Origin of the sequence: Methylobacterium indicum, assembly GCF_001043895.1 — a bacterium.
In the GTDB taxonomy this organism is placed as follows: domain Bacteria; phylum Pseudomonadota; class Alphaproteobacteria; order Rhizobiales; family Beijerinckiaceae; genus Methylobacterium; species Methylobacterium indicum.
Genome location: NZ_JTHF01000120.1, coordinates 15,866 through 39,644 on the forward strand (window position 1 = coordinate 15,866; position 23,779 = coordinate 39,644).

19 protein-coding genes and 1 other RNA gene are annotated in these 23,779 nt (G+C 71.8%); 11 read left to right on the forward strand and 9 right to left on the reverse strand.

Features of this window, described 5'->3' with window-relative positions; all coding sequences use genetic code 11:
- Positions 1-12 precede the first annotated feature (12 nt).
- The 6 genes from QR78_RS14710 to rnpB all read right to left on the reverse strand — a co-directional run bounded on the left by QR78_RS14710 (position 13) and on the right by rnpB (position 7,123).
- Positions 13-1,470 carry a UDP-N-acetylmuramoylalanyl-D-glutamyl-2,6-diaminopimelate--D-alanyl-D-alanine ligase gene (locus QR78_RS14710; protein ID WP_048428287.1) on the reverse strand — a complete coding sequence of 486 codons (1,458 nt, stop codon included), beginning with the start codon at positions 1,468-1,470 and terminating at the stop codon, positions 13-15.
- The gene (locus QR78_RS14715) at positions 1,467-2,924 is read right to left on the reverse strand and encodes a UDP-N-acetylmuramoyl-L-alanyl-D-glutamate--2,6-diaminopimelate ligase (protein WP_048428288.1); all 1,458 of its coding nucleotides are present in this window, start codon (positions 2,922-2,924) and stop codon (positions 1,467-1,469) included. Before QR78_RS14715 ends, QR78_RS14710 begins: the two co-directional genes overlap by 4 nt.
- The gene (locus QR78_RS14720; RefSeq protein WP_089504182.1) at positions 2,921-4,651 is read right to left on the reverse strand and encodes a peptidoglycan D,D-transpeptidase FtsI family protein; all 1,731 of its coding nucleotides are present in this window, start codon (positions 4,649-4,651) and stop codon (positions 2,921-2,923) included. The genes QR78_RS14715 and QR78_RS14720 overlap by 4 nt, the downstream gene beginning before the upstream one ends.
- 128 nt (positions 4,652-4,779) lie before the next feature.
- Positions 4,780-5,226, reverse strand: coding sequence for a cell division protein FtsL (gene ftsL / locus QR78_RS14725; protein WP_048428290.1), 447 nt, complete (start codon positions 5,224-5,226; stop codon positions 4,780-4,782).
- Positions 5,223-6,239, reverse strand: a complete 1,017-nt coding sequence (gene rsmH / locus QR78_RS14730; RefSeq protein WP_048428291.1) for a 16S rRNA (cytosine(1402)-N(4))-methyltransferase RsmH — start codon at positions 6,237-6,239, stop codon at positions 5,223-5,225. Before rsmH ends, ftsL begins: the two co-directional genes overlap by 4 nt.
- Positions 6,240-6,691: 452 nt before the next feature.
- Positions 6,692-7,123: RNase P RNA component class A (gene rnpB / locus QR78_RS31980), an RNA gene on the reverse strand.
- A 176-nt stretch (positions 7,124-7,299) separates the two neighbouring features.
- On the opposite strand from rnpB, the gene QR78_RS34960 reads away from it, so the two are divergent.
- Positions 7,300-7,470, forward strand: coding sequence for a hypothetical protein (locus tag QR78_RS34960; RefSeq protein WP_158004045.1), 171 nt, complete (start codon positions 7,300-7,302; stop codon positions 7,468-7,470).
- A gap of 51 nt (positions 7,471-7,521) precedes the next feature.
- On the opposite strand, the gene gloA is transcribed toward QR78_RS34960, so the two are convergent.
- On the reverse strand, positions 7,522-7,962 hold the full coding sequence (gloA, locus tag QR78_RS14735; protein ID WP_048428292.1) for a lactoylglutathione lyase: 441 nt from the start codon (positions 7,960-7,962) through the stop codon (positions 7,522-7,524).
- Between the two features lie 189 nt (positions 7,963-8,151).
- On the opposite strand from gloA, the gene pepN reads away from it, so the two are divergent.
- From pepN to QR78_RS14755, 4 genes are all read left to right on the forward strand, one after another.
- The gene (gene pepN, locus QR78_RS14740) at positions 8,152-10,824 is read left to right on the forward strand and encodes an aminopeptidase N (RefSeq protein WP_048428293.1); all 2,673 of its coding nucleotides are present in this window, start codon (positions 8,152-8,154) and stop codon (positions 10,822-10,824) included.
- A 199-nt stretch (positions 10,825-11,023) separates the two neighbouring features.
- A complete protein-coding gene (locus tag QR78_RS14745) occupies positions 11,024-13,387 on the forward strand; it encodes a PAS domain-containing sensor histidine kinase (RefSeq protein WP_048428294.1) in 2,364 nt (787 codons plus the stop codon).
- A gap of 208 nt (positions 13,388-13,595) precedes the next feature.
- Positions 13,596-14,759, forward strand: coding sequence for a glutamate 5-kinase (gene proB, locus QR78_RS14750; protein WP_048428295.1), 1,164 nt, complete (start codon positions 13,596-13,598; stop codon positions 14,757-14,759).
- A gap of 165 nt (positions 14,760-14,924) precedes the next feature.
- Positions 14,925-15,563, forward strand: a complete 639-nt coding sequence (locus tag QR78_RS14755; protein ID WP_048428296.1) for a hypothetical protein — start codon at positions 14,925-14,927, stop codon at positions 15,561-15,563.
- Between the two features lie 252 nt (positions 15,564-15,815).
- Here QR78_RS14755 and QR78_RS14760 read toward each other — a convergent pair whose 3' ends face one another.
- Positions 15,816-16,031, reverse strand: coding sequence for a hypothetical protein (locus QR78_RS14760; protein WP_048428297.1), 216 nt, complete (start codon positions 16,029-16,031; stop codon positions 15,816-15,818).
- Positions 16,032-16,360: 329 nt separating this feature from the next.
- On the opposite strand from QR78_RS14760, the gene QR78_RS14765 reads away from it, so the two are divergent.
- From QR78_RS14765 to QR78_RS14780, 4 genes are all read left to right on the forward strand, one after another.
- Positions 16,361-17,794 carry a homospermidine synthase gene (locus QR78_RS14765; RefSeq protein ID WP_048428298.1) on the forward strand — a complete coding sequence of 478 codons (1,434 nt, stop codon included), beginning with the start codon at positions 16,361-16,363 and terminating at the stop codon, positions 17,792-17,794.
- Between the two features lie 111 nt (positions 17,795-17,905).
- Positions 17,906-18,472 (forward strand): Uma2 family endonuclease, encoded by a 567-nt coding sequence (locus QR78_RS14770; RefSeq protein ID WP_048428299.1) that lies wholly within the window; start codon positions 17,906-17,908, stop codon positions 18,470-18,472.
- 14 nt (positions 18,473-18,486) lie between these two features.
- Positions 18,487-18,834 (forward strand): hypothetical protein, encoded by a 348-nt coding sequence (locus QR78_RS14775; protein ID WP_048428300.1) that lies wholly within the window; start codon positions 18,487-18,489, stop codon positions 18,832-18,834.
- Positions 18,835-18,838: 4 nt separating this feature from the next.
- Positions 18,839-20,248, forward strand: coding sequence for an amidase (locus tag QR78_RS14780; protein ID WP_048428301.1), 1,410 nt, complete (start codon positions 18,839-18,841; stop codon positions 20,246-20,248).
- A 6-nt stretch (positions 20,249-20,254) separates the two neighbouring features.
- Here QR78_RS14780 and gltX read toward each other — a convergent pair whose 3' ends face one another.
- A complete protein-coding gene (gene gltX, locus QR78_RS14785) occupies positions 20,255-21,601 on the reverse strand; it encodes a glutamate--tRNA ligase (protein WP_048428302.1) in 1,347 nt (448 codons plus the stop codon).
- Positions 21,602-21,767: 166 nt separating this feature from the next.
- Between gltX and QR78_RS14790 the strand changes: the two genes are divergently transcribed.
- Both QR78_RS14790 and trxB read left to right on the forward strand, forming a co-directional pair.
- Positions 21,768-22,706, forward strand: coding sequence for a mitochondrial fission ELM1 family protein (locus QR78_RS14790; RefSeq protein ID WP_244276435.1), 939 nt, complete (start codon positions 21,768-21,770; stop codon positions 22,704-22,706).
- Between the two features lie 31 nt (positions 22,707-22,737).
- On the forward strand, positions 22,738-23,730 hold the full coding sequence (gene trxB / locus QR78_RS14795; protein ID WP_048428303.1) for a thioredoxin-disulfide reductase: 993 nt from the start codon (positions 22,738-22,740) through the stop codon (positions 23,728-23,730).
- Positions 23,731-23,779 lie beyond the last annotated feature (49 nt).

Genomic DNA, 23,779 nt, shown 5'->3' on the forward strand with positions numbered 1-23,779 from the left:
TTCGAGGGTCGCTCAGCCGGACCGGCCGACGGCGAGATCCTGGTCGGCGCCGCCGTAGCGGGCTTTGAGCGCCTCGACAATCCGCCCCATGCGGGTGCTGTTCGAGCCCTTGACCACCACGGCGTCGCCGGAGCGCAGGAGGTCGAGCAGCGGATCGACGAGCTCGGCCGAGCTCGGCCGGGCGGCAGCGCGGCGGGAGGCCGGCAGCGCCTCGAACAGCTCCTGCATCAGGGGGCCAGCGGTGAGGACGAGGTCGATGCCGTGCTCCTCGATCGCCGCCGCCAGGTCGCGGTGCAGGGCGGGCGCATCGGTGCCGAGTTCCATCATGTCGCCCAGGACCGCGATGCGGCGGCCCGCGGTCTCGACCCCGGCGAGCGTGCTGAGGGCGGCCCGGATCGAGGCCGGGTTGGCGTTGTAGCTCTCGTCGACGAGGAGCGCCTCGCCGTCGCCGATGCGCAGCATCGTGCGGGCGCCGCGGCCGGCCGGCGGGCGCAGCTGCGCCAGCGAGAGGGCGGCGAGCGCAAGATCGGCGCCGAGCGCCTGCACGGCGGCGACGACCGCGAGCGAGTTCAGCGCCGTGTGCCGGCCCGGGGTGCCGAGCTGGTAGGTGACCGCCTGGCCCATCGCCCGCACGTCGACGATCGAGAGGTCGGGGCGCATCACGATGCGTTCGGCCCGCACGTCGGCCTCGCGATGCTCGCCGAAGCTCACGATGCGGCCGGCCCGGGAGGCGAGCGCATGCGCCTTCAGCCGCTCGAAATTCGGGTTGTCGCGGTTGATGATCGCGACGCCGCCGGGCTCCAGGCCGGAGAAGATCTCGCCCTTGGCGTCGGCGATGCCCGACAGCGAGCGGAAATGCTCGATATGGACCGGCTCGACGGTCGTGACGATCGCGATCTCGGGCCGCACCAGCCGGGTCAGGGGAGCGATCTCGCCGGCATGGTTCATGCCGACCTCGAACACCCCGAAGGCGCTCGATGCCGGCATCCGGCTCAAGGTGAGGGGAACGCCCCAGTGGTTGTTGTAGGAGGCGACCGAGGCGTGGGTGGCGCCTTGCGCGGCGAGCACGTGGCGCAGGGCCTCCTTGGTGCCGGTCTTGCCGACCGAGCCGGTGACGGCGAGCACCCGTGCGCCCGTCCGGGCACGCGCCGCGACCGCCAAGCCCTGCATGGCGGCGAGCACGCCGTCCTCGCCCCGGGACGGCACGGCGATCACCGGGCCGGCATCCGTGAGATCGCCAACCCGCTCCTCGGCCACCACGGCGGCGCCGGCGCCGCGCGCGAGCGCGTCGTGCACGAAGTCGTGGCCGTCGCGGGCCTCGCCCCGGATGGCGAAGAACAGGTCCCCGACCTTCAGGGTCCGGGTGTCGATCGAGATTCCGGACAGGTCCCGCGGCGCGGAGGCGTCCGCGACGACCCGGCCGCCCATGGCGGCGGCGGCGTCGTCCAGGGTCCAGAGAGGCTCGGTCATGCGCGGGTCTCCTCGATCGCGCTCAGGACCGCGTCGCGGTCGGAGAAGGGCAATCTGCGGTCGCCGATGATCTGGCCGGTTTCATGACCTTTGCCGGCTACCAGCAGCACGTCGCCGGCACGAAGGTCGCGTACCGCCGACCGGATGGCCTCGGCCCGGTCGCCGATCTCCTCGGCGCCCGGCGCCGCCGCCAGGATCGCGGCGCGGATCGTCGCGGGGTCCTCGCTGCGGGGATTGTCGTCGGTGACGATGACCCGATCGGCCTTCTCGGCGGCGATCCGGCCCATCAGCGGGCGCTTCGCGCGGTCGCGGTCGCCGCCGCAGCCGACGATGCAGACGAGGCGCCCGGTGGTGAAGGCGCGCAAGGCGTCGAGGACGTTGGCGAGCGCGTCGGGCTTGTGGGCGTAATCGACGATGCAGAGCGCGTCGCGCACGGTGGCGACCCGCTCCAGCCGCCCGGACACCCCGGCGAGGTGGCCGAGAGCCGCGACGACCTCGGACTCGCGCCCGGCGCCGGCCGGAGTCGCGAGCACGAGGCCGGCGGCGAGAAGCGCGTTCTCGACCTGGAACGTCCCGACGAGGGGCAGATCGACCGTGTGGGTGGTCCCGGACACCGCGATCTCGAGGCGCTGGGCGAAATCCTCCTGGCGGGCGGAGACGAGGCGGACCCCCTCCCCGGCCCGGCCGGTGGTGACGAGGCGCAGGCCGCGGTCGCGAACCGCCGCGATCACCGCCTGGCTCTGCGGCCCGTCGGCGTTGACGACCGCCGTGCCGTCCTGCGGCAGCAGGGTCGTGAACAGCCGGAGCTTGGCCTGCAGGTAGGCCTCCGGCGTGCCGTGATAGTCGAGGTGGTCGTGGCCCAGATTGGTGAAGCCGGCGGCCGTCAGGCGCACCCCGTCGAGGCGGCTCTGCTCGATGCCGTGCGAGGAGGCCTCCATCGCCAGTTCCGTCACGCCGTCGCGGGCGAGCCGATCGAGGGTCCCGTGCAGCGTGATCGGGTCGGGCGTCGTCAGCGAGCCGTAGGCGGCGCCCGAAGTGGTGATCACCCCGAGCGTGCCGAGGCTCGCCGCCTGCCGGCCGAGGCGGCCGTAGATCTGGCGCACGAAATCCGCGACCGAGCTCTTGCCGCTGGTGCCGGTGACGGCGACGACCGTGCCGGGCTGGCCCGGATGCAGCCGGGTGGCGGCGGCGGCGAGCGCGACCCGGGCATCGGGGACCGAGAGATAGGCGACCGAATCGGGCAGGTCGGCCGGGCGCTCGCCCTGCGCGACCATCGCGACCGCACCCGCCGCCGCGGCTTTCGCCGCGAAGAGCCGGCCGTCCGCGGCGTTGCCGGGCACCGCCAGGAAGACGAAGCCGGGCTCGACCTTGCGGCTGTCGGCGGTCAGGCCGGTGACGGGAAGACCGGCATCCGCACCGGCCTCCGCGAACAGGTCGCCGAGGGTGGGGCTCATTTTCCGTCCAGCATGTTGACGTGATAGGCGCCGAGCTTGACCATCAGCGGGAACGGCTTGACCGGCGGCTCGAATTGCGGCGGCAGTCCGAGGATCGGAGCGACCCGGGCGATCACCCGGCCGGTCACGACGCCCGAATTGTAGGCGGCAGTGGCGTAGGGGCCGGATTCCGCCGCCACCGGCTGCGGCTCGTCCATGATGGTCACGAACAGGTATTTCGGCTTGTCCATCGGCGCGACCGCCATGAACGTCGTGAACAGCCGGTTCTTGACGTAGCGGCCGCGGATCACCTTCTCGGCGGTGCCGGTCTTGCCGCCGACGTAGTAGTACGGAATCGCCGCCTTCTTGGCCGAGCCCTCGGTGGCGTTGAGGCGCATGATGTAGCGCATCGCCTCGCTGGTCTGGGCCGAGAGCACCTGCGTCGCCTTCTCGCGCGCTTCCGATTCGGTGCGCTTGAGGAAGGTCGGCGTCATCAGGAAACCGCCATTGGCGATCGCCGCCACCGCCGCCGAGGCCTGGAGCGGCGCCACCGCGAGACCGTGGCCGAACGCGATCGTGATGGTGTTGATCTCGGTCCAGCGCGGCGGGATGATCGGCTCGGCGCTCTCCGGCAATTCGGTCCGCATCCGGTCGAGCAGGCCCATCTTCTTCAGGAAGGCCTTGTGGCCGGGCACGCCGATGCCGAGCGCCATCTTGGCCGAGCCGATGTTCGACGAGTGGGTGAAGACCTCCGGCATCGTGATGACCCGGTTGGTGCCGTGATACTCGTGGATCTTCTGCCGGCCCCAGTGCAGCACGCCGCCGCGGGTGTCGAAGGTCGAGTTGACGGTGAACTTGCCCGAATCGAGCGCCATGGCGAGCGTCATCGCCTTGAAGGTCGAGCCCATCTCGTAGACGCCGACATTCATCCGGTTGATCCGGTCGGGGTCGAGCGCGTCCTTCGGCTCGTTCGGATCGAAATCGGGGAGCGAGGCGAGCGCGATCACCTCGCCGGTGGTCACGTCGAGGATCGCGCCGGCCGCCGCCTTGGCGCGGTAATGCTCCATGCCCCAGGCCAGCTCGTCGCGCACCGCGTGCTGGGCGCGCAGGTCGATCGAGAGCTGGACCGGCGCCATGTCGGCCGATTTCTCGACGAAGCCGAGGCTGGTGAGGTCGCGCAGACCCTGGCGGTCGATGTACTTCTCCATGCCGGCGATGCCGACATTGTCGAGGTTGGTCACGCCGAGGATGTGGGCGGCCGCGGTGCCGTTCGGGTAGACCCGCTTGTGGTCGGGCAGGAAGCCGACGCCCGGGATGCCGAGGCGGTGGACCTCGACCTGCTGGCGCGGGGTGATCTCGCGCTTGACCCAGACGAAGCCCTTCTTCGAGGAGAGCTTCTCGCGCAGGTCGCGGGCGTTGATCTCCGGCAGCACGGCGGTGAGCAGCTCGACCGCCTCGTCCTTGTCGTAGATGTTCTTCGGCTCGGCGAAGACCGAGACGGTGCGGATGTCCGTGGCCAGGATCTCGCCGTTGCGGTCGATGATGTCGGGCCGGATCTGAGTCGTGCCGCCGGCCTCGGCGCGGCGGGCCGAGGCGGTGACCGGATCGTCGGGAAACAGCGCGAAGCTGGCGAGCCGGCCCATCAGGGTGAGGAACACCGCGCCGAAGACGAGGCTGACGAGGCCGACGCGGGCGGAACTGCGCTCCACCGACAGGCGGAACATCGCCGTCACGCCGCCGCGCAGCATGGAGGCGAGGCTGCGCCGGGGCGCGGGCGGGGGGGCGTCGTCCACGGGCTGCGCGGTGCCGGCCTCGGGCGCGGCGTCCGTCTCGAGGGGAGCGTGAGCCTGGAAGTCCGGATCCTGGGTCACGGCGCCTACCTCTTGGCGGTCGGGGTGCGGGTGGAGGTGGAGCCGGTGGTGCGGGGCTCCTCGGGCCGGGCCGCGGTGGCCCCGGTGGTCGAGGGCGCGCGTTCCTTGGCGGCCGGGGTCGCGGTGGCGCCGAGGCCGAGCGCCTCGAGCTTGCGGGCGATCTCGTCGCCGCGATCGACCTTGGCGGGCAGGTCGGCGAGCCGCGCGAGATGGCCGGTGCCGATCGGCTCCAGCGTCAGGTACTTGTCGACGGCGCCCTGGAGCCGGTCGGGCCGGGTCAGGAGCTGCCACTCGGCGCGCAGGACCGCGATCGCGTCGCGCTCCTTGCGCAGGCGCGTCTTCAGCTTGGCGACCTGCTCGGCCTGGTAGAGCGTGTCGTACTTGATCGAGTAGGCGTAGATGGCCGAGGCGATGAGCCCGGCGATCGCCGCGAGGTGCAGGAGGCGGATCACCGGCGCCCTCCCCGGGTCTGGGGCTCGGGCAGGGAGGCCAGGGCCTCCAGCGCGCTCAAGGGCGGCGGCGGTGCTGCGTCGGTGCGCTCGCCGGCCCGGAGCTTGGCCGAGCGGGCGCGGGGATTGGCCCGGCACTCGGCCTCGCCCGCGGCGACCGGCCCCTTGGTGGCGAGGGTGAAGCTGCGGGGTGCCGGCTGCGCCGCCATCGGCTGGTGGCGCGAGGCCGCCACCGCGCGGCCGCTGCGGGCCGAGAAGAATTGCTTGGCGATGCGGTCCTCCAGCGAGTGGAAGGTCACCACCGCGAGGCGCCCGCCGGGGCGCAGGGTGCGCTCCGCGGCATGGAGCGCCCGCTGCAGCTCGCCGAGCTCGTCGTTGACCGCGATGCGCAGGGCCTGGAACGTCCGCGTCGCCGGGTGGATGCCGCTGCCGGGCTCCGCCCGCACGACCCCGGCGACGATCTCGGCCAAGGCGGCCGTGGTCTCGATGCGGCCGCGCCGGCGCGCCTCGATCAGGGCGCGGGCGACCGCCCGGGCCCGGCGCTCCTCGCCGTAATGGTAGATCACGTCGGCGAGCGCGGCTTCCGAGGCCTCGTTGACGAGATCCGCCGCGCTCTCCCCGGCCCGCTCCATGCGCATGTCGAGGGGACCGTCGAACCGGAACGAGAAGCCCCGCTCGGCCTGGTCGAGCTGCATCGACGACACGCCGATATCGAGGACGACGCCGTCGGCGTCCGCGAAACCGTGGTCCCGCGCGAGCGCGTCGAGGTCGCCGAAGCGGCCCTGGACCAGCACGAGGCGACCGGCCTCCCGTTCCACCAGCGCCTGGCCGGCGGCGATCGCGGTCGGGTCGCGGTCGATGGCCAGCACCTGGTTGCCCGGATGGGCCGCCAGGATGGCCCTGGTGTAGCCGCCGGCCCCGAAGGTGCCGTCGATCACCCGGGCCGGCGCGTCGCCGAGGCGAAGCGCGCCCAGGACTTCATCGAGCAGGACAGGAATGTGGGGCGCGTCGGTCACGGCCGGCCTCCCGAGACGACGACACACCGCGCGCGGCGAGCGCGCTCTGACGCGTGACGATCCATGGTGCTCCGCTGTCCGCACGAGCCGGGCCGAGGCCGGCCGGGTCCGGCGCCAGGGCGCCGCTCTGTCCACGCCCGACATCGCCGCGCGACCATCGGGCCCGCTTCGGCGGGGCATGGTCGCCGGTGCGGGAATCGCCGGGAACGGGGTGGCTCGGGGTATCATGGGCCTCTGGGGTCGTCAACGCGAGGGCACACGCGACGGGCAGCACCCGTCCGTGTGCCATCAGAGACCAGCAAGGTTAACGAAGGCTTGTGACACCGGCGGGCACCGGCGGAAAGTCGAGGCGTCGTCGCCTGTTCGGGAGGCCGACCGGACTCTACCTCGGCAATGCGTCCCGGGCGGCGGCGGCTGAGCGCCGGCCCGGAGGCATCACTGTCGAGAAATTGGGTATCAGCCGGCCTGTAAGCCGGGTTCTGTATGGCCCGGGGCATCCGCGAGGATCCCCCTGACGTGGCGGCCATTCCTCTGGGACGACCGTTACCGGCCGCCTCGAGCAACCAACCCGGGCGACGGGCCTGAAGAAGCCCTGCGCGACGAGCGCGCGTGCCGCCCCTATTCGGTTTTGCTCCCGGTGGGGTTTGCCGTGCCGTCCGCGTTGCCGCGTCCGCGGTGCGCTCTTACCGCACCCTTTCACCCTGGCCGCAGCGAATCCCGAAGGACCCGCGGTGCGGTGGTCTGCTCTCTGTGGCACTGTCCCTGGGGTCGCCCCCGCCGGACGTTATCCGGCACCGTCTCTTCATGGAGCCCGGACTTTCCTCCCCGGTCCCGCGCACGGGCGAACCCGCTGACAGGACCGGAGCGGCCGCCCGGCCGGCTGACGGCGCCGATGTGCGACGCGGGCGCGCCGGCGTCAAGGCACAGGCGACGCGAGCGTGCCCGCGTCGGGGCGGCCGTGCCCCTCGCGGCTCCTCGCGCGGGTTGCCGCGCTCGGGATACTCCCTACCTGCCCGTATCAAGGCCGCCGCACGCGGCCGCCGCCACGGAGGCAACCCTGATGAGCGAGAACATCGAGGCGGGCTGGACGCTCGACACCGTGCAGCAGCTCCGGACCATGGCGCGGGAGGGCATCCCGGCGTCCGTCATGAGCCTGAAGCTCAAGCGATCGGTCACGGCGATCCACGCCAAGCTCGCCGAGCTCGGCATCACGCCGACCGCCGAGGCCTGAGCCCGGGACCTGCGAGCGGGCGAGCCGCGAAGGCGGCCCGCCCGCCATGCCTCACCAGCTGCCGGTGTTCTGCATCGAGGCCCAGGGCTCCTGCGGCGGCTTCGCGCCGCCCTTCTGCAGGATCTCGATCGAGATCCCGTCCGGCGAGCGCACGAACGCCATGTGGCCGTCCCGCGGCGGGCGGTTGATGGTCACGCCGGCATCCTGGAGCTTCTGGCAGGTCGCGTAGATGTCGTCGACCTGGTAGGCCAGGTGACCGAAGTTGCGCCCGCCGGTATACTCCTCCGGGTCCCAGTTGTAGGTCAGTTCCAGCAGCGGGGACTTCGTGTCCTTCGCCCGCGCGGCATCGCCCGGGGCGGCCAGGAACACCAGGGTGAAGCGGCCCTTCTCGCTCTCGGTGCGGCGCACCTCCTGCAGGCCGAACTTGTTGCAGTAGAAGTCCAGCGCCCGGTCGAGATCGGCGACGCGGACCATCGTGTGCAGGTATTCCATGGGGCTCTCTCGTCCTCGTGGCCGGATGCGCAGGGGCCGCCCGGTTTCGGCGTCGTAGCTAGGGCACGGGTGCTCCCGCGGGGAGCCCCGCGCATCCCGCGTTGCGCTGGGGCCGGCGGCGGTGCAAAGCCTGATTCCTCAGATCCCGTCCGAACCCCGCGCCGTTCGCGAGCGCCCGCGAGACCCGCCATGCAGACGATCGTCCGCCTCGCCGACTACCGCCCCAGCGACTACCTGATCGACCGGGTCGACCTCGACGTGCGCCTGCATCCGACCGAGACCCGGATCACCGCGACGCTGGGCTTGCGGCCGAACCCGGCGGGCGAGCCGGGCGCGCCGCTCGTCCTCGACGGTGACGAGCTGACGCTCGTCGCCATCGCGCTCGACGGCCAGCCGACCGGGCCCGGCGCGGTCGCGGTGACGCCCCGGGCGCTCACCCTGCACCAGCCGCCGCAGCGTCCCTTCGTCCTCGAGATCGAGACGCAGGTGAACCCGAGCACCAACACCAAGCTGATGGGGCTCTACCGCTCGAACGGCGTCTACTGCACCCAGTGCGAGGCCGACGGCTTCCGGCGCATCACCTACTTCCTCGACCGGCCGGACGTGATGGCGGTCTTCACCACCCGGATCGAGGGCAGCCGGGAGGCGGCGCCGGTGCTCCTCGGCAACGGCAACCCGGTCGAGCAGGGCGAGGCGGGCCCGGGCCGCCACTACGCGATCTGGCACGACCCCCACCCGAAGCCCGCCTACCTGTTCGCCCTCGTCGGCGGCCGGCTCGGCCGCGTCGGCTCGCGCTTCACCACCATGGAGGGCCGCGACGTCGAGATCGCGGTCTATGTCGAGCCCGGCAAGGAGGGCCGCGCCGACTTCGCCCTCGACGCGGTGGCCCGCTCGATGGCCTGGGACGAACGCACCTTCGGCCGCGCCTACGACCTCGACGTCTTCAACGTCGTCGCGGTCTCCGACTTCAACATGGGGGCGATGGAGAACAAGGGCCTCAACATCTTCAACGACAAGTACGTGCTGGCGAGCCCCGAGACCGCGACCGACGCGGACTACGCCAACATCGAGGCGATCATCGCCCACGAGTACTTCCACAACTGGTCCGGCAACCGGGTGACCTGTCGCGACTGGTTCCAGCTCTGCCTCAAGGAAGGTCTGACGGTCTTCCGCGATCAGGAATTCTCGTCCGACGAGCGCTCGCGCCCGGTCCATCGCATCGCCGAGGTGCGGACGCTCCGCGCCCGCCAGTTTCCGGAGGATGCCGGGCCCCTCGCCCATCCGGTGCGGCCGCAGGCCTATCGCGAGATCAACAACTTCTACACCGCGACGGTCTACGAGAAGGGCGCCGAGATCGTCCGGATGCTGCGCACGTTCCTCGGGCCCGAGACCTTCCGGGCCGGCATGGACCGCTACTTCACGGTCTGCGACGGCACCGCCGCCACGGTGGAGGACTTCCTCGCGGCCTTCGCGGCCGAGAGCGGGCGGGATCTCTCCGCCTTTTCCCGCTGGTACGCCCAGGCCGGCACCCCGACCGTCGCGGTGTCGAGCACCTACGACGCGGCGGCGCGGACCTACACCCTGACGTTCCGCCAGAGCCTGCCGGTCGTCGCCACCGAGGCCGCCGCCCCGGCCGCGCCGCAGCCGCTGGTGATCCCGGTCGTCCTCGGGCTCGTCGCCCCGGGCGGGGGACCGGTCGAGGCGGCGAGCGAGCGGGTGCGCGACGGGGTGTTCGTGCTCGACCGGGCCGAGGACAGCCTGGTCTTCGGCGGGCTGGATGCGGCCCCGGTGCCGTCGCTGTTTCGCGGCTTCTCGGCGCCCGTGAAGGTCGAGCACGCGCTGACCCGCGACGAGCGCCTGACCCTGCTCGCCCATGACGGGGATGCCTTCAACCGCTGGCAGGCGGCCCAGAGCCTCGCCATGGAGGTGCTGGTCGGGCGGGCCCGCGCGGATGCCCCCCTGGCTGGCGAGGCCGGGCCGGACGGCGCGAGCCTCACCGCTGCGCTGGCGACCTTCCTCGACGGCGAGGCCGCGGCTGGCGGGACTCTTGCCGATCCCGCCTTCGCGGCCCTGGTCCTGACCCTGCCGGGCGAGCAGGAGATCGCCCAGGCGATCGGCGCCGAGATCGACCCGGACGCGATCTGGCGCGCCCGCCAGACCCTGCGGGTGCAGCTCGGCCGCGACCTCGGCCCCCGGCTCCTCGCCTTGCGCGAGGCCCTGGCCGAGCCGGAGGGCGCGCCCTTCAGCCCCGATGCCGCCAGCGCCGGACGCCGGTCCCTGCGCAACGCCGCCCTCGACCTCGTGACGGCGGCCGACCCTGAGTCCGGAACCGCGCTGGCCGTGGCGCAGCTCGCGGGGGCGGCGACCATGACCGATCGCCTCGCGGCGCTGGCCACCTTGAGCCTCGTGCCGGGGGAGGCCCGGGAGACTGCGCTCGCCCGTTTCGGCGAGGCCTATCGCGGCGAGCCCCTGGTGCTCGACAAGTGGTTCGCCCTCCAGGCGATGATCCCGGAGGCCGGTACCCTGGAGCGGGTCCGCGGCCTGATGCACCACGCCGCCTTCTCGCTCGGCAACCCGAACCGGGTCCGCTCCCTGATCGCGAGCTTCAGCCTCAACAATCCGAGCCAGTTCCACCGGCCCGACGGCGCCGGCTACGACCTGACCGCGGAGGTCGTGCTGGCCCTCGACGGAAAAAACCCGCAAGTCGCGGCGCGGCTGCTAACCGCCTTCAATACTTGGCGTATGGTCGAGGGCGGCCGCCGCCGGCACGCCGAGGCGGCGTTGCGCCGGGTCGCGGAGGCACCGGGCCTCTCCCCCGACGTCAGCGACATCGCCGGACGGTCGCTCGCTCCGGCGAGATAATGCACAAACCTCTGTAACGACAGGTAGAATCGCGCATCCCGTCCGTCCGGTGGGGGTCGGGCTCAGTGGTTAACACTTCATTTCCACGACGCGAGACGCTGGACAAAATGCTTGTGGAAATGCCAGATTGAGCCTCGATTCGGGGGCCTGCTGGAAACCTCCGCGGCATCTGTCTTTCTGTTCCGTTGGGGGTTTGGGTATGCTGGAGGCGGATCCCGCCCCCTTCTCGGAGCGTGCCGCGACGATCCTCGGGATCAGCCGGTCTTCGAAGACGGCGCACCAGCGGCTCGCCCATGCCGAATCCTGGCTCCGCTTCGCCGTTCCGGCGATGCTGGCGGCCTTCCTGATCTGCCTCGCCACCGTCACCGCCCTGCAGCTCACCGGTCACCGCGAGGAGGTGGTGGGCGATGCGCGGCGCGAGATCGACCTCGTGGCCCGCCTGCTGGCCGGGACGCTGCCGACCGCGCTGGCCCGGCCCGCGCCGATGCCCGGGCTTGCGGAAGCCGTGACGCCGGCCGTCCTGCGCGAGCGGCTGGTGCGTCTCCTGCCCGTCGGCAGCCTGCCACCCGGCCGGACCGTGCTGCTGATCGGCGCCGACGACGCGATCCTGGCCGCCATGCCGGAGCGCCCGGGCCTACCCCGCGGCTTCGCCGAACTCGTCGGCGAGGTTCAGGTCCTCGGCATCATGGGCGAGCGCGCCGGCGTGCTCCCGGTGGTGCTCGGCAACGGCGAGCGGGCGCTCGCCACCGTGCGGACGGTGACGGGGGGCGGCGGGGTCGCGCAGGTCGCGGTGGTCCAGACCCTCGATTCGGTGACGGCGATCTGGAGCACCCGGGCGCGGACCGCGGCGGTGCTGGTCGGCGCGGTGGCCCTGGTGGTGGTCTGCACCGGCCTCGCCTACGCGCTCCAGGCCGACCGGGCCCGGGCCGTCGACCGGGTCTGCGAGCAGGTGCGCCAGCGTCTCGACACGGCGCTCGGCCGCGGGCGCTGCGGCCTGTGGGACTGGGACATCCCGCGCGGCCGGATCTACTGGTCGGATTCGATGTACCAGCTCCTCGGTTACGTCCGGGAGCAGGAATTCCTCTCCTTCGGCGACGTCAACGCCCTGGTCCACCCGGACGACACCGACCTCTACGGCCTCGCGCGCCAGCTGGCGGCCCGCGACACCACCGTCGACCACGAGTTCCGCATCCGCGCCGCCGGCGGCGACTGGGTCTGGCTCAAGGCCCGGGCCGAGATCGTCCAGGATCTGGAGGATAACGGCCGCCACCTCGTCGGCATCGTCATCGACATCTCGGAGCAGCGCCGGCTGGCCGAATCGACCGCCACCGCCGACATGCGCCTGCGCGACGCCGTCGAAGCGGTGTCGGAGGCCTTCGTGCTCTGGGACGCGCAGAACCGCCTGGTCCTGTGCAACTCGAAGTTCCGGCGCCTGCATGCCCTCACCGCCGACGAGGCGCAGCCCGGGCGCCGCTACGACGCCATCATGGGGCGCGCCGCCCTGCCGACCGTGCGGCGCGAGATTCCCGCCGGCGAGTTCCCGGAGGCCGGCGCCCGCACCTTCGAGGCCGAGCTCGCGGACGGCCGCTGGCTGCAGATCAGCGAGCGCCGCACCAAGGATGGCGGCTACGTCTCGGTCGGCACCGACATCACGGCGCTGAAACGCCACCAGGAGCGCCTCGTGGAATCCGAGCGCCAGCTCATCGCCACCATCGCCGACCTCAAGCGCTCGCGCCGCACCCTCGAGATCCAGACCCAGCAGCTCGCCGACCTCGCCGAGCGCTACCTCGACCAGAAGGCCCAGGCCGAGAGCGCCAACCGCTCCAAATCCGAGTTCCTGGCCAATATGAGCCACGAGCTGCGCACCCCGCTGAACGCCATCCTGGGCTTCGCCGAGGTGATGGAGGGCGAGGTCTTCGGGGCGCTCGGCTCCGAGAAGTACCGCGAATATTGCCGCGACATCCGGTCGAGCGGGCATTACCTGCTCTCGGTCATCGACGACATCCTCGACATGTCGCGGATCGACGCCCGCCGGGTGAAGCTCGTCAAGCAGCCGGTGGCGGTGGGCGAGGCGCTGGAGCGCGCCCTCAAGCTGATCGCCGAGCCGGCCCGCGCCAAGGGTCTCACGGTCAGCGTCGAGATGAGTGCCGACACCCTGGTGATGGCCGACGAGCGCGCCCTGCACCAGATCCTGGTCAACCTGCTGCAGAACGCCGTGAAGTTCACGCCCGAGGCCGGCCGGGTCGCGGTGCGCACGCGCCGCGCGATCGACGCGGTCCACATCTTCGTCGAGGATAGCGGCATCGGCATCCCGAAGGCGGCCCTGCCGAAGCTCGGCTACCCCTTCGAGCAGGTCGAGACGAACTTCGCCCGCAGCTACAAGGGCTCCGGACTCGGCCTCGCCATCGCCCGCTCGCTCGCCGAGCTGCATGGCGGCGGCCTGCGCATCCGCTCCGAGGAAGGCGTCGGCACGATCGTCCTGGTGCGCCTGCCCCGCCCCGGCCTCAACGAGGCCGCCGCCGCGCAGGACGCCGCCCAGGACGCCGCCGACCTTGAGGCGTGAGGGACCGGCGACCGTTTCGATCGCAGCGTCCATCACGGTTCGCGACGGGTTTATCCGGGCTGGCCGAATTCTCGGCCATCCGGGCAGTTGAACCGGGGCGGCAGCAGGCTTACGCGGTCGCACGGGCCCGGGATCTGCCGCTCCTCGTCGAGGGGAACGACGACGTCCACACGGACCTCATTCCCGCCGCACCCTGACGTTCGGTTCCATGCTCACGCCCTCCGCGCCCGGTCCCCAGGACACCCCTCCCTTCACGCCCACCCTCGACCAGTTCCGCCGCGTCGTCCTGAAGGTCGGATCGGCGCTCCTCGTCGACCGGGCGCGGGGGCGGCTGCGCCACGCCTGGCTCGCGGCCCTCGCCGAGGACATCGCCGACCTGCACGGGCGCGGCGTCGACGTGCTGGTGGTGTCCTCGGGCTCGATCGCCCTCGGGCGCACGGTGCTGGGCTTCGGCCCCGGTCCCCTGCGGCTGGAGGAGAGCCAGGCCGCCGCCGCCGTGGGCCAGATCGCGCTGGCCCGCCACTGGTCGGAGGCGCTCGCCCATCACGGCATCGTCGCCGGCCAGATCCTGGTGACGCCGCAGGACACGGAATCGCGCCGGCGCTATCTCAACGCGCGAGCCACCACCCTGAAGCTCCTCGAGGAACGTGCGGTCCCGGTCGTCAACGAGAACGACACGGTGGCGACCTCGGAGATCCGCTACGGCGACAACGACCGCCTCGCCGCCCGGGTCGCCACGATGATCGGCGCCGACCTCCTGGTGCTGTTCTCCGACATCGACGGGCTCTATACCGCCCCGCCCGCGAGCGACCCGACGGCCCGCCACCTGCCCGTCATCGCCCGGATCACCCCGGAGATCGACGCCATGGCCGGCGGTCCGGCTTCGGAACTGTCGCGCGGCGGGATGCGTACGAAGGTCGAGGCGGCCAAGATCGCCATCCAGGGCGGCACCCAGATGATGATCGCCGACGGGCGGGGCAAGAACCCCCTCAAGGCGGTGGCGGGCGGCGCGCGCTGCTCGTGGTTCCTCGCCGGCTCGACGCCGGGCGCGGCGCGCAAGACCTGGATCGGCGGCTCGCTCGAACCCCGTGGCACCCTGACGATCGATGCCGGCGCGGCCCGTGCGCTGCAGGGCGGGGCGAGCCTGCTTCCTGTCGGAGTCACCCGTGTCGAGGGCAGCTTCAGCCGCGGTGACGCGGTGACGATCCGCTCGGGCGACGGCCTCGTTCTCGCCCGCGGCCTCGTCGCCTATGACAGCGACGACGCCGCCCGCATCCTCGGCCGGTCGAGCCGGGAGATCGAGGCGGTGCTGGGCTATCCCGGCCGGGCCGCGATGGTGCACCGGGACGACCTGGCGCTGGTGGGGGATTGAGAAACTGTCCGGGCTTGCCTGCTGATCGAACCGTTCTCGCGTCGACGACACCCCGTCTCGAAGAGGGCGGCTGAGGCCGAGGGACGGATATCGGGGCCGGTCGTGCAAAGGCCGCGGTTCGTCGCCGGTTCGTGCGACCTGCAACATCCAGCACACGCGGGAATCATGGGCGCCTTCTTCATCCGCTACCGGTGGCTGACGGTCGCTCTCCTCGTCGTCGTTGCCTTCGCGGTCGCCTTCGGCATCTGGTCGCGATGGATCACAGCCGATCCCCTGGACGCGTCCCTCTCCTTGTCGCCTCCCGGTCGGGTCGAGACGGACGTGTTCGTCCGCCTGTCCTGCCCGCACAGGCTCGGTCTCCGTCTGTCCAGCAAGACGCGCGCACGCGAGGACATGCGGCGCCTCGTCGGGCAATACGGAACGGCCGAGGGGATCGCCATTCCGTTGCGATGGTCCTTCCGCGACATGGCCGGGCAGCTGGTGGCCTGGGGCAAAGCAGAGAATACCGGGAGCGACGGGTTCGACGCGGAGGGCTTCTACCGCGCCGTGAGCAATTCGCTTCCTCTTCCTCCCGGCCAGTACCGGTTGAGCGCGGCCCTGACGGAGGAGATGGCAGGATTTCAGGACGTTTCCGCCCAGATGTCCTTCCGATGCCACCCCAAAGCCTCGGCGGGATGGCAAACCGATCTGCTGTTCTTCGGATTTTTCGCCTGGCTCCTCGCCTGGCCGATCACGGCGATACTGGCATTGTGGCTGACCGCCTTGGCGCTTCGCGATCGGGGGCGGGCACGAGCGGTGCGGTGATAGCGGGAGCTTCCGTCGTACATACGTACCGAGGGCGATCCTGTTTCGGCTCCCGCGGTTCGGGGCCTGCCCTCGGTCGTGACAGTCCCGTGCGCAGCCTCGAGGCGAGGACAACTCGAGTCGAGCCCGCTGCGCGGTCAGTCGAAGCCCAGTAGCGCCCAAACACCAAGAAGGCGCCTGAAGGGCGTGTGCCGCCCCTGGCGCCTTGCTTGGCCATCGAGTGCGTTGCCCCGGGGAACCGGGGCGGCGCGATCAGCAGAAGTGCTGGCCGATCCGGCGCTCGAGATCGTCGGTGATGCGTCCGCCGTTGACCTCGACGTACTCGCCGATCTGGCGCTCCAGGCGACGCTGGTTGGCGGCGTGGATCGCGTGGACCATGCGGCTCACGAGGGTGAGGATGCCGGGCTCCATGTCGGAGCGCTCGTCGATGGCGGGGGCGATGAGAGAGTGAGTGATGACCGCGAGCATCGGGATCTCCTGTGAGATTGCGCGCGGGCGTTTCCGGTGTTCTTGTTGCAACGCAATATGGACGCTGCCGCGCTGCACACAAGCGTCGCGAGTGCAGCGGCGCCATGCGATTCCGGCATGTCGAATCCGACGGCCAGGTTAACCCGGTGGTGACGCGTGGGCGTTTCGGGCCGGCGGCTGGTCCCGGGGTTGACCCCGGGGAGCCGAGAGGTCAATCAGCCCGTCGCCCGCGCGTCATCCTGGCCTGCTAGTCGAACCGACCGGCCTGGGGGCGCTTCCCCCGCAGGCGGGGCTCACCGCAGACCATCATTCCGGAGACCTTCAGCGCCATGACCGACTGGCCCGTCCACGGCCGCATCAGCGGCCCCATCGTGATGATCGGCTTCGGCTCGATCGGCCGGGGCACCCTTCCCCTGATCGAGCGCCACTTCACCTACGACAAGGCCCGGTTCACGGTGGTGGAGCCGTCGGACGCCCATAAGGCACTTGCCGACCAGCACGGCCTGCGCTTCGAGCAGGTCGCGCTGACCAAGGACAATTACCGGGAAGTGCTCACCCCGCTGCTCACCGAGGGCGGCGGCCAGGGCTTCTGCGTCAACCTCTCGGTCGACACCTCGTCGCGGGACATCATGGAGCTGTGCCGCGAGATCGGCGCGCTCTACATCGACACCGTCGCCGAGCCGTGGCCGGGCTTCTACTTCGACAAGAATGCCGGTCCTGCCGACCGCACCAACTACGCGCTCCGCGAGCAGGTGCTCGAGGCGCGCCGTCGCAACCCAGGCGGTCCGACCGCGGTGTCGTGCTGCGGCGCAAACCCCGGCATGGTGTCGTGGTTCGTCAAGCAGGCGCTCCTCAACCTCTCGTCCGAGCTCGGCCTCGAGACTCCCGAGCCGAAGACCCGCGACGAGTGGGCCGCGCTGATGCGCGAGGTCGGCGTCAAGGGCATCCACATCGCCGAGCGCGACACCCAGCGCGCCAAGTCGGAGAAGCCGCAGGGCGTCTTCGTCAACACCTGGTCGGTCGAGGGCTTCGTGTCCGAGGGCAACCAGCCGGCGGAGCTCGGCTGGGGCACCCACGAGACCTGGATGCCGGAGAACGGCCGCACCCTGCCCAACGACGCCCCGGCGATCTACCTGCTGCAGCCCGGCGCCGACACCCGCGTGCGTTCCTGGACCCCGACCGCGCAGGCGCAATTCGGCTTCCTCGTCACGCATAACGAGGCGATCTCGATCGCCGACTACTACACGGTGCGCCAGGACGGGAAGGCGGTCTACCGGCCGACCTGCCACTACGCCTACCATCCCTGCAACGAGGCGGTGCTCTCGCTGCACGAGATGTGGGGCCAGGCCGGCAAGGTGCAGGAGAAGCACCACATCCTCGACGAGAACGAGATCGTCGACGGCATCGACGAGCTCGGCGTGCTGCTCTACGGCCACGGCAAGAACGCCTACTGGTACGGCTCGCAGCTCTCCATCGAGGAGACCCGCCGCATCGCGCCCTACCAGAACGCCACCGGCCTCCAGGTGACCTCCGCCGTGCTCGCCGGCATGGTCTGGGCGCTGGAGAACCCCGAGGCCGGCATCGTCGAGGCCGACGAGGTCGATTTCCGCCGCTGCCTCGAGGTCCAGACCCCGTATCTCGGCCCCGTGGTCGGGGTCTACACCGACTGGACCCCGCTCTCGGGCCGCCCGGGCCTCTTCCCGGAGGACATCGACGAGAGCGATCCCTGGCAGTTCCGCAACGTGCTGGTGCACGGGGCGTAAGCGCCTGAAAACCAGGCACCGCGCCCGAAGGTCGGGCGCGGTGCCTCACCGCCGCGGGCTGTCGTCCGCTCCCGCCCGGTGCTACCATCGCGCCGGTGACAGGGAGTCGTCATGTCGCTCGCGCTGCGGCGCGCCCCGCGGATGCGGGTCGCCGATTTCATCGCAATGATCCGCGACCGGCCGGACGAGGAGCGCTGGGAGCTTCTCGACGGCGAGGCGGTGTTGATGGCGCCGCCGGGTGAGCGGCATCAGCAAATCGTCATGAACCTGGGTCGCCAGCTTGCGACGCTGGCGGAGAAGCTGGGATGCAGAGCGCTGCCCGGGCTCGGCCTGCGCAACGATTTCATCGACGATTACGCCCCGATCCCCGATCTCGTCGTCCGCTGCGGTCCACTTCTTCCTGACGGCTACGCCCGCGACCCCTTGATCGTCGCCGAGGTGCTGTCGCCATCGACCATGAATAACGACCGCGGTCGCAAGGCGGCGTTCTACCAGGGCCTCCAGACCTTGCGCGCCTACCTGATCGTCTATCAGGACGAGGCCCGGGTGGAGGTCTGTTCACGCGGGAACGGCCCGGACTGGTCCCTGCGCGTCCTCGGCCGCGACGACACGATCCCGCTGCCTGATCTCGGCGGGGAAATCCCCGTTGCCGCTCTGTATCACGGCCTTCCCCTCTGACGCCCGAGCCGCCCTTGCCCCATTTCGACGAATTCTACGCCAACAAGCTGCGCGGCTCCCTCGGGGTGACCGACGCCGAATCGGTGCTCGACCTGCGCGGCGCACCCCGAGCGCAGGCCGAGGCCTCGCTCGCCGACATGCTGGAGCGCAGCCGCTTCGCCAAGGGCAAGACCGTGGCGGTGCGGTTCGACGGGCCGGTGCCGGGCGGCGGCGAGACTCTGTTCCAGCCGGTCGGCCGCCAGCTCCTCGACGCCAAGCGGCGCGGCTGGGTCGAGCGCCTGCAGACCCTGCCGTCCCAGGACGGGCTCGGCTTTTACGTCGCCCTCGCCGGGCGGCCCGACAAGACGCCAGAGGCGCGCTGACACGATGGACCAGCCGACCCCGTCCGCGACCCTCGCCGATCTCACGGCGACCGAGCTTCTCGCCCTCTATGCACGCCGCACCGTCTCGCCGGTCGCGGTGACGCAAGCGGTGATCGCCCGGGCCGAGGCGCAGGAGCCGCACCTGCACGCGCTCTACGCCTTCGCGCCGGAGGCCGCGCTCGCCGCCGCCCGGGCCTCCGAGGCGCGCTGGATGAAGGGCGAGGCCCTGCCCCTCGACGGGGTGCCGGTCACCATCAAGGAGAACATCGCCACGAAAGGCGTGCCGATGCCGTTGGGCACCGCCGCCCGGGACGACGCGCCCCCGAGCCCGGCCGACGCGCCGGCCACCGCCCGCCTGCGCGAGGACGGTGCGGTGATCCTCGCCTCCACGACGATGCCGGATTACGGCATGCTGTCCTCCGGGCTGTCGAGCTTCCACCCCCTCACCCGCAACCCCTGGGACCTCGCCAGGGGCCCGGGCGGCTCCTCGGCCGGGTCGGGCGCGGCGGCGGCCGCGGGCTACGGGCCGATCCATCTCGGCACCGATATCGGCGGTTCGATCCGGCTGCCCGCCTCCTGGTGCGGTGTCGTCGGCCACAAGCCCAGCCACGGCCGCGTTCCCATCGACAACGCCTTCTATGGCCGCTGCGCCGGCCCCCTCACCCGCAGCGTCGCCGACGCGGCGCTGGCGATGCGCTCGGTCAGCCGCCCGGACGACCGCGATCCGACCGGCCTGCCCCCCGCCGACCTGCCCTGGCTCGACCTCGACGGGCCGGATCTGACGGGGCTGCGCCTCGGCCTCGTGATGGAGGCGGGCGCCGGCCTGCCACTCGATCCGGGCAACCGCGCGGTGATCGAGGCGGCGGTCGCCCTCCTGGAGCAGGCCGGCGCCATCGTCGAGCCGGTACCGGCCTTCCTGACGCAGGAGATGCTGGACGGGCTCGACCGGTTCTGGCGCCAGCGCGCCTCCCTCGACATCGAAGCGCTGGACGAGGCGCGGCGCGCCCGCGTCCTGCCCTTCATCCGCGATTGGGCGGCGGGCGGCCGGGCGTTGAGCGGCGCGGCGGTCTTCCACGGCATGGGCCAGATGGCGGCGATGCGCGATGCCGCGCTCGCGGCGATCCAGCCGTTCGATTTCCTGATCGGTCCGGTCTCGCCGAACCCGCCCTTCCCGGCCGAGCACGCCTCGCCGACCAACGACCCCGCCCGGGCGATGCACCACATCGCCTACACGGTGCCGTTCAACATGTCGGAGCAGCCGGCGATCTCGGTCCCGGCGGGCTTCACGCCGGACGGTCTGCCGGTGGGCCTGCAGATCGCCGGCCGGCGCTTCGACGATGTCGGGGTGCTGCGGCTCGCCCGCGCCTTCGAGCGGATCCGGCCGGCGCTCCGGCCGTGGCCGGTGGTGGCCTGATCTCGGTCAGGCCGTCTCGCCGCTCAGCCGCGCATAGGCCCGCTCCCGCCCGATCAGCGGCAGCAGGCCGGCGAGGTCCGGACCGTGGTCGAGGCCGGTGAGCGCGAGCCGCAGGGGCAGGAACAGAGCCTTGCCCTTGAGGCCGGTGGCGTTGCGCACCGTCTCCGTCACCCGCTTCCACGTCGTGGCGTCCCAGGGCTCCGGCGGCAGGGCCTTGCGGGCGACGGCGAAGAGATCCGGGGTCTCGCCGATCACCGGCGTCACCGGCCCCTCGACCACCCGCCACCAGTCCGCGGCGTCCGACACGCGGGTCAGGTTCGCCTTCACGACCTCCCAGAACGCCTCGGCCCGCTCGGGCGCGACCCCGAGGGCGGCCAGGCGACCGGCCACCGCGGCGGAGGGCAGGCCGTGGACCACGCGGGCGTTGAGACCGTCGAGCTCGTGCTCGTCGAACTTCGCCGGTGCGCGCGAGACGTGGGCGAGGTCGACCAGGGCGGCGAGCTCGTCGAGGTCGGAGACCGGCCGCACCGCCTCGGCCGAGCCGGTGAGGACGGCGAGCGCCGCCACCGCCATCGGCTCGTAGCCGGCGTCGCGCAGGCCCCGCAGGGAGAGGTGGCCGAGGCGCTTCGACAGCCCCTCGCCGCTCGCCGTGGTGAGGAGGTTGTGGTGGGCGAAGACCGGGACCGGCGCGCCGAGGGCGGAAAAGATCTGGATCTGGACCGCCGTGTTGGTGACGTGGTCCTCGCCCCGGATGACGTGGGTCACGCCGGTCTCGGCGTCGTCCACCACGGAGGGAAGCGTGTAGAGATAGCTGCCGTCCTCGCGGATCAGCACCGGATCGGACAGGCTGTCGGCCTCGACATGGCAGGGGCCACGCACGAGGTCGTCCCAGGTCACGGTGCCGGGATCGAGGCGGAAACGCCAATGCGGCCGGCGCCCCTCGGCCTCGAAGGCGGCCCGCTCCTCAGGGCTGAGCTTCAGGGCGGCGCGGTCGTAGACCGGCGGCAGGCCGCGGCCGAGCTGGCGCTTGCGCCGGCGATCCAGCTCCTCGGCGGTCTCGTAGGCCGGGTAAAGCCGGCCGGCCGCCTTCAGGCGCTCGGCGGCCGCGTCGTAGATCGCGAGGCGCTCCGACTGGCGAAACATGCCGTCCGGGACGATGCCGAGCCAGCCCAGATCCTCCTCGATCGCCGCGGCGAATTCGGCCGTCGAGCGCGCCGCGTCGGTATCGTCGAGGCGCAGCCAGAACCGGCCGCCCGCCCGGCGGGCGAACAGGGCGTTGAACAGGGCCGGCCGGGCATTGCCGATATGCAGGAAGCCGGTGGGCGAGGGAGCGAAGCGAACGACGGGTGCCATGACGGCCCTCGTAGAGCATCGGCGGAGCGCGGCGCAATCGGCCGGTTGCCGACGGAACCCTGTTGCTCCTGCTTGACAGCGCTTGGCCCTCCGCCGCATCGCCACGATCGTGGATGCTTCCTCTCCTCCAGACGGTCTTCTGCCGCCCGATACGACGGTCTGGCTCGTGACCGACGGCAAGGCCGGCGACCTCGCGCCCTGCCGCGGCCTCGCGCAGGCGCTGGGGCCGTGTGCCGAGGAGCGGCGCATCGCGCCGCGCCCGCCCTTCTCCTGGCTCGCGCCCCGGGGCCCGGCCGATCCGCGCGAGCGGGCCCTCGCCCCGCCCTGGCCGGACCTCGCCATCGCGACCGGCCGGCGCGCGGTGCCGGCGTTGCGTGCCATCAAGCGCCGCTCCGGGAACGAGACCTTCACGGTGTTCCTGCGCGATCCGCGCATCGGGACGCGGGCCGCCGACCTGATCTGGGTTCCGGCCCATGACCGGCTCCGGGGCGCCAACGTCGTCGTGACCGAGGCCGGTCCCCACCCGGTCTCGCCCGCCCGTCTCGCCGCGGCGCGAGCCCATCCCGATCCGCGCCTGTCCGCCCTCCCCTCGCCCCGCATCGCCGTGCTGGTCGGTGGCGACAGCCGGCACGGGCACTTCTCGAAGGCGGACGCGGCGCGCCTGCTCGACGGGCTGGAGCGCCTGTCGGAGGGCGCGAGCCTGATGATCACCGCCTCGCGGCGCACGCCCGCGGCCCTGCGCGCGGCGCTCGCCGATCTCGTGCGTCGCCGCGGCGGGTTCGCCTGGGACGGCAGCGGCGGGAATCCCTACCTCGCGATGCTGGCGCTCGCCGACACGATCGTGGCGACGGGCGATTCGGCCAACATGGTCGTCGAGGCCTGCGCCGCCGGTGTTCCGGTGCGGCTGTTCGAGCCGGCGAACGTCTACGCCCGCCATCGCACGCTGTTCGATGCCCTGAAACGGCACGGAACTGTGCATGCCTTCGACGGACGGGTTGAAGCGTTGCGCCCCAAACCCTTAGACATGACCCTCGCGATCGCGCAGGCTGTGGCGAATGCCTATATGGGGCATCGCCACGCGCTCGCCCGCCCAGGGGTTCCTTAGAACCCGGCCAGCGGCAGCCCCGGAGATTCCTATGTCGACGACCCCGCAGGCTCCCCAGCACGAGAAGCTCGTGATCATCGGTTCCGGCCCGGCCGGATACACCGCCGCGATCTACGCCGCCCGTGCCATGGTCGAGCCGCTGCTGATCTCGGGCTTCCAGCCCGGCGGCCAGCTGATGATCACCACCGACGTCGAAAACTATCCCGGCTTCGCCGAGGCGATCCAGGGGCCGTGGCTGATGGAGCAGATGCGCTCCCAGGCCGAGCATGTCGGCACCCGCATCGTCTCGGAATACATCGCCAAGGTCGATCTCGCGCAGAGGCCGTTCCGGCTCGAGGCCGATTCCGGCGCGGTCTTCACCTGCGACGCGCTGATCATCGCCACCGGTGCCCAGGCCAAGTGGCTCGGCCTGCCCTCCGAGGCGAAGTTCCAGGGCTTCGGCGTCTCGGCCTGCGCCACCTGCGACGGCTTCTTCTTCCGCAACAAGGAAGTGGTCGTCGTCGGCGGCGGCAACACCGCGGTCGAGGAGGCGCTCTACCTCGCGAACCTCGCCTCCAAGGTCACGGTGGTCCACCGCCGCGACAGCTTCCGGGCCGAGCGCATCCTGCAGGAGCGCCTGTTCAAGCACCCGAACGTCGAGGTGGTGTGGAACCACGCGGTGGAGGAGATCTGCGGGCGCGACAAGCCGGCCCCCTCGGTCACCCATCTGCGCCTGCGCGACACGGTCACCGGCGCGATCACCGAGCGCAAGGCCGACGGCGTGTTCATCGCCATCGGCCACCAGCCGGCGACCGGCGTGTTCGAGGGCCAGCTGCCCTTCCGGGCCGGCGGCTACCTCGAAGTGACGCCCGGCACCGCCATGACGGCGATCCCCGGCGTGTTCGCGGCGGGCGACGTGACCGACGACGTCTACCGGCAGGCGATCACCGCCGCCGGCATGGGCTGCATGGCGGCCCTCGAGGCGGAGAAGTACCTGGCGAACCTCGCGATCGGCGAAGAGCCGCGCAAGGCGGCGGCCGAGTAGCAGAATGTGACCGGGGCCGGGGATGAGCCCCGGTTCCGGCCTTGTGGCG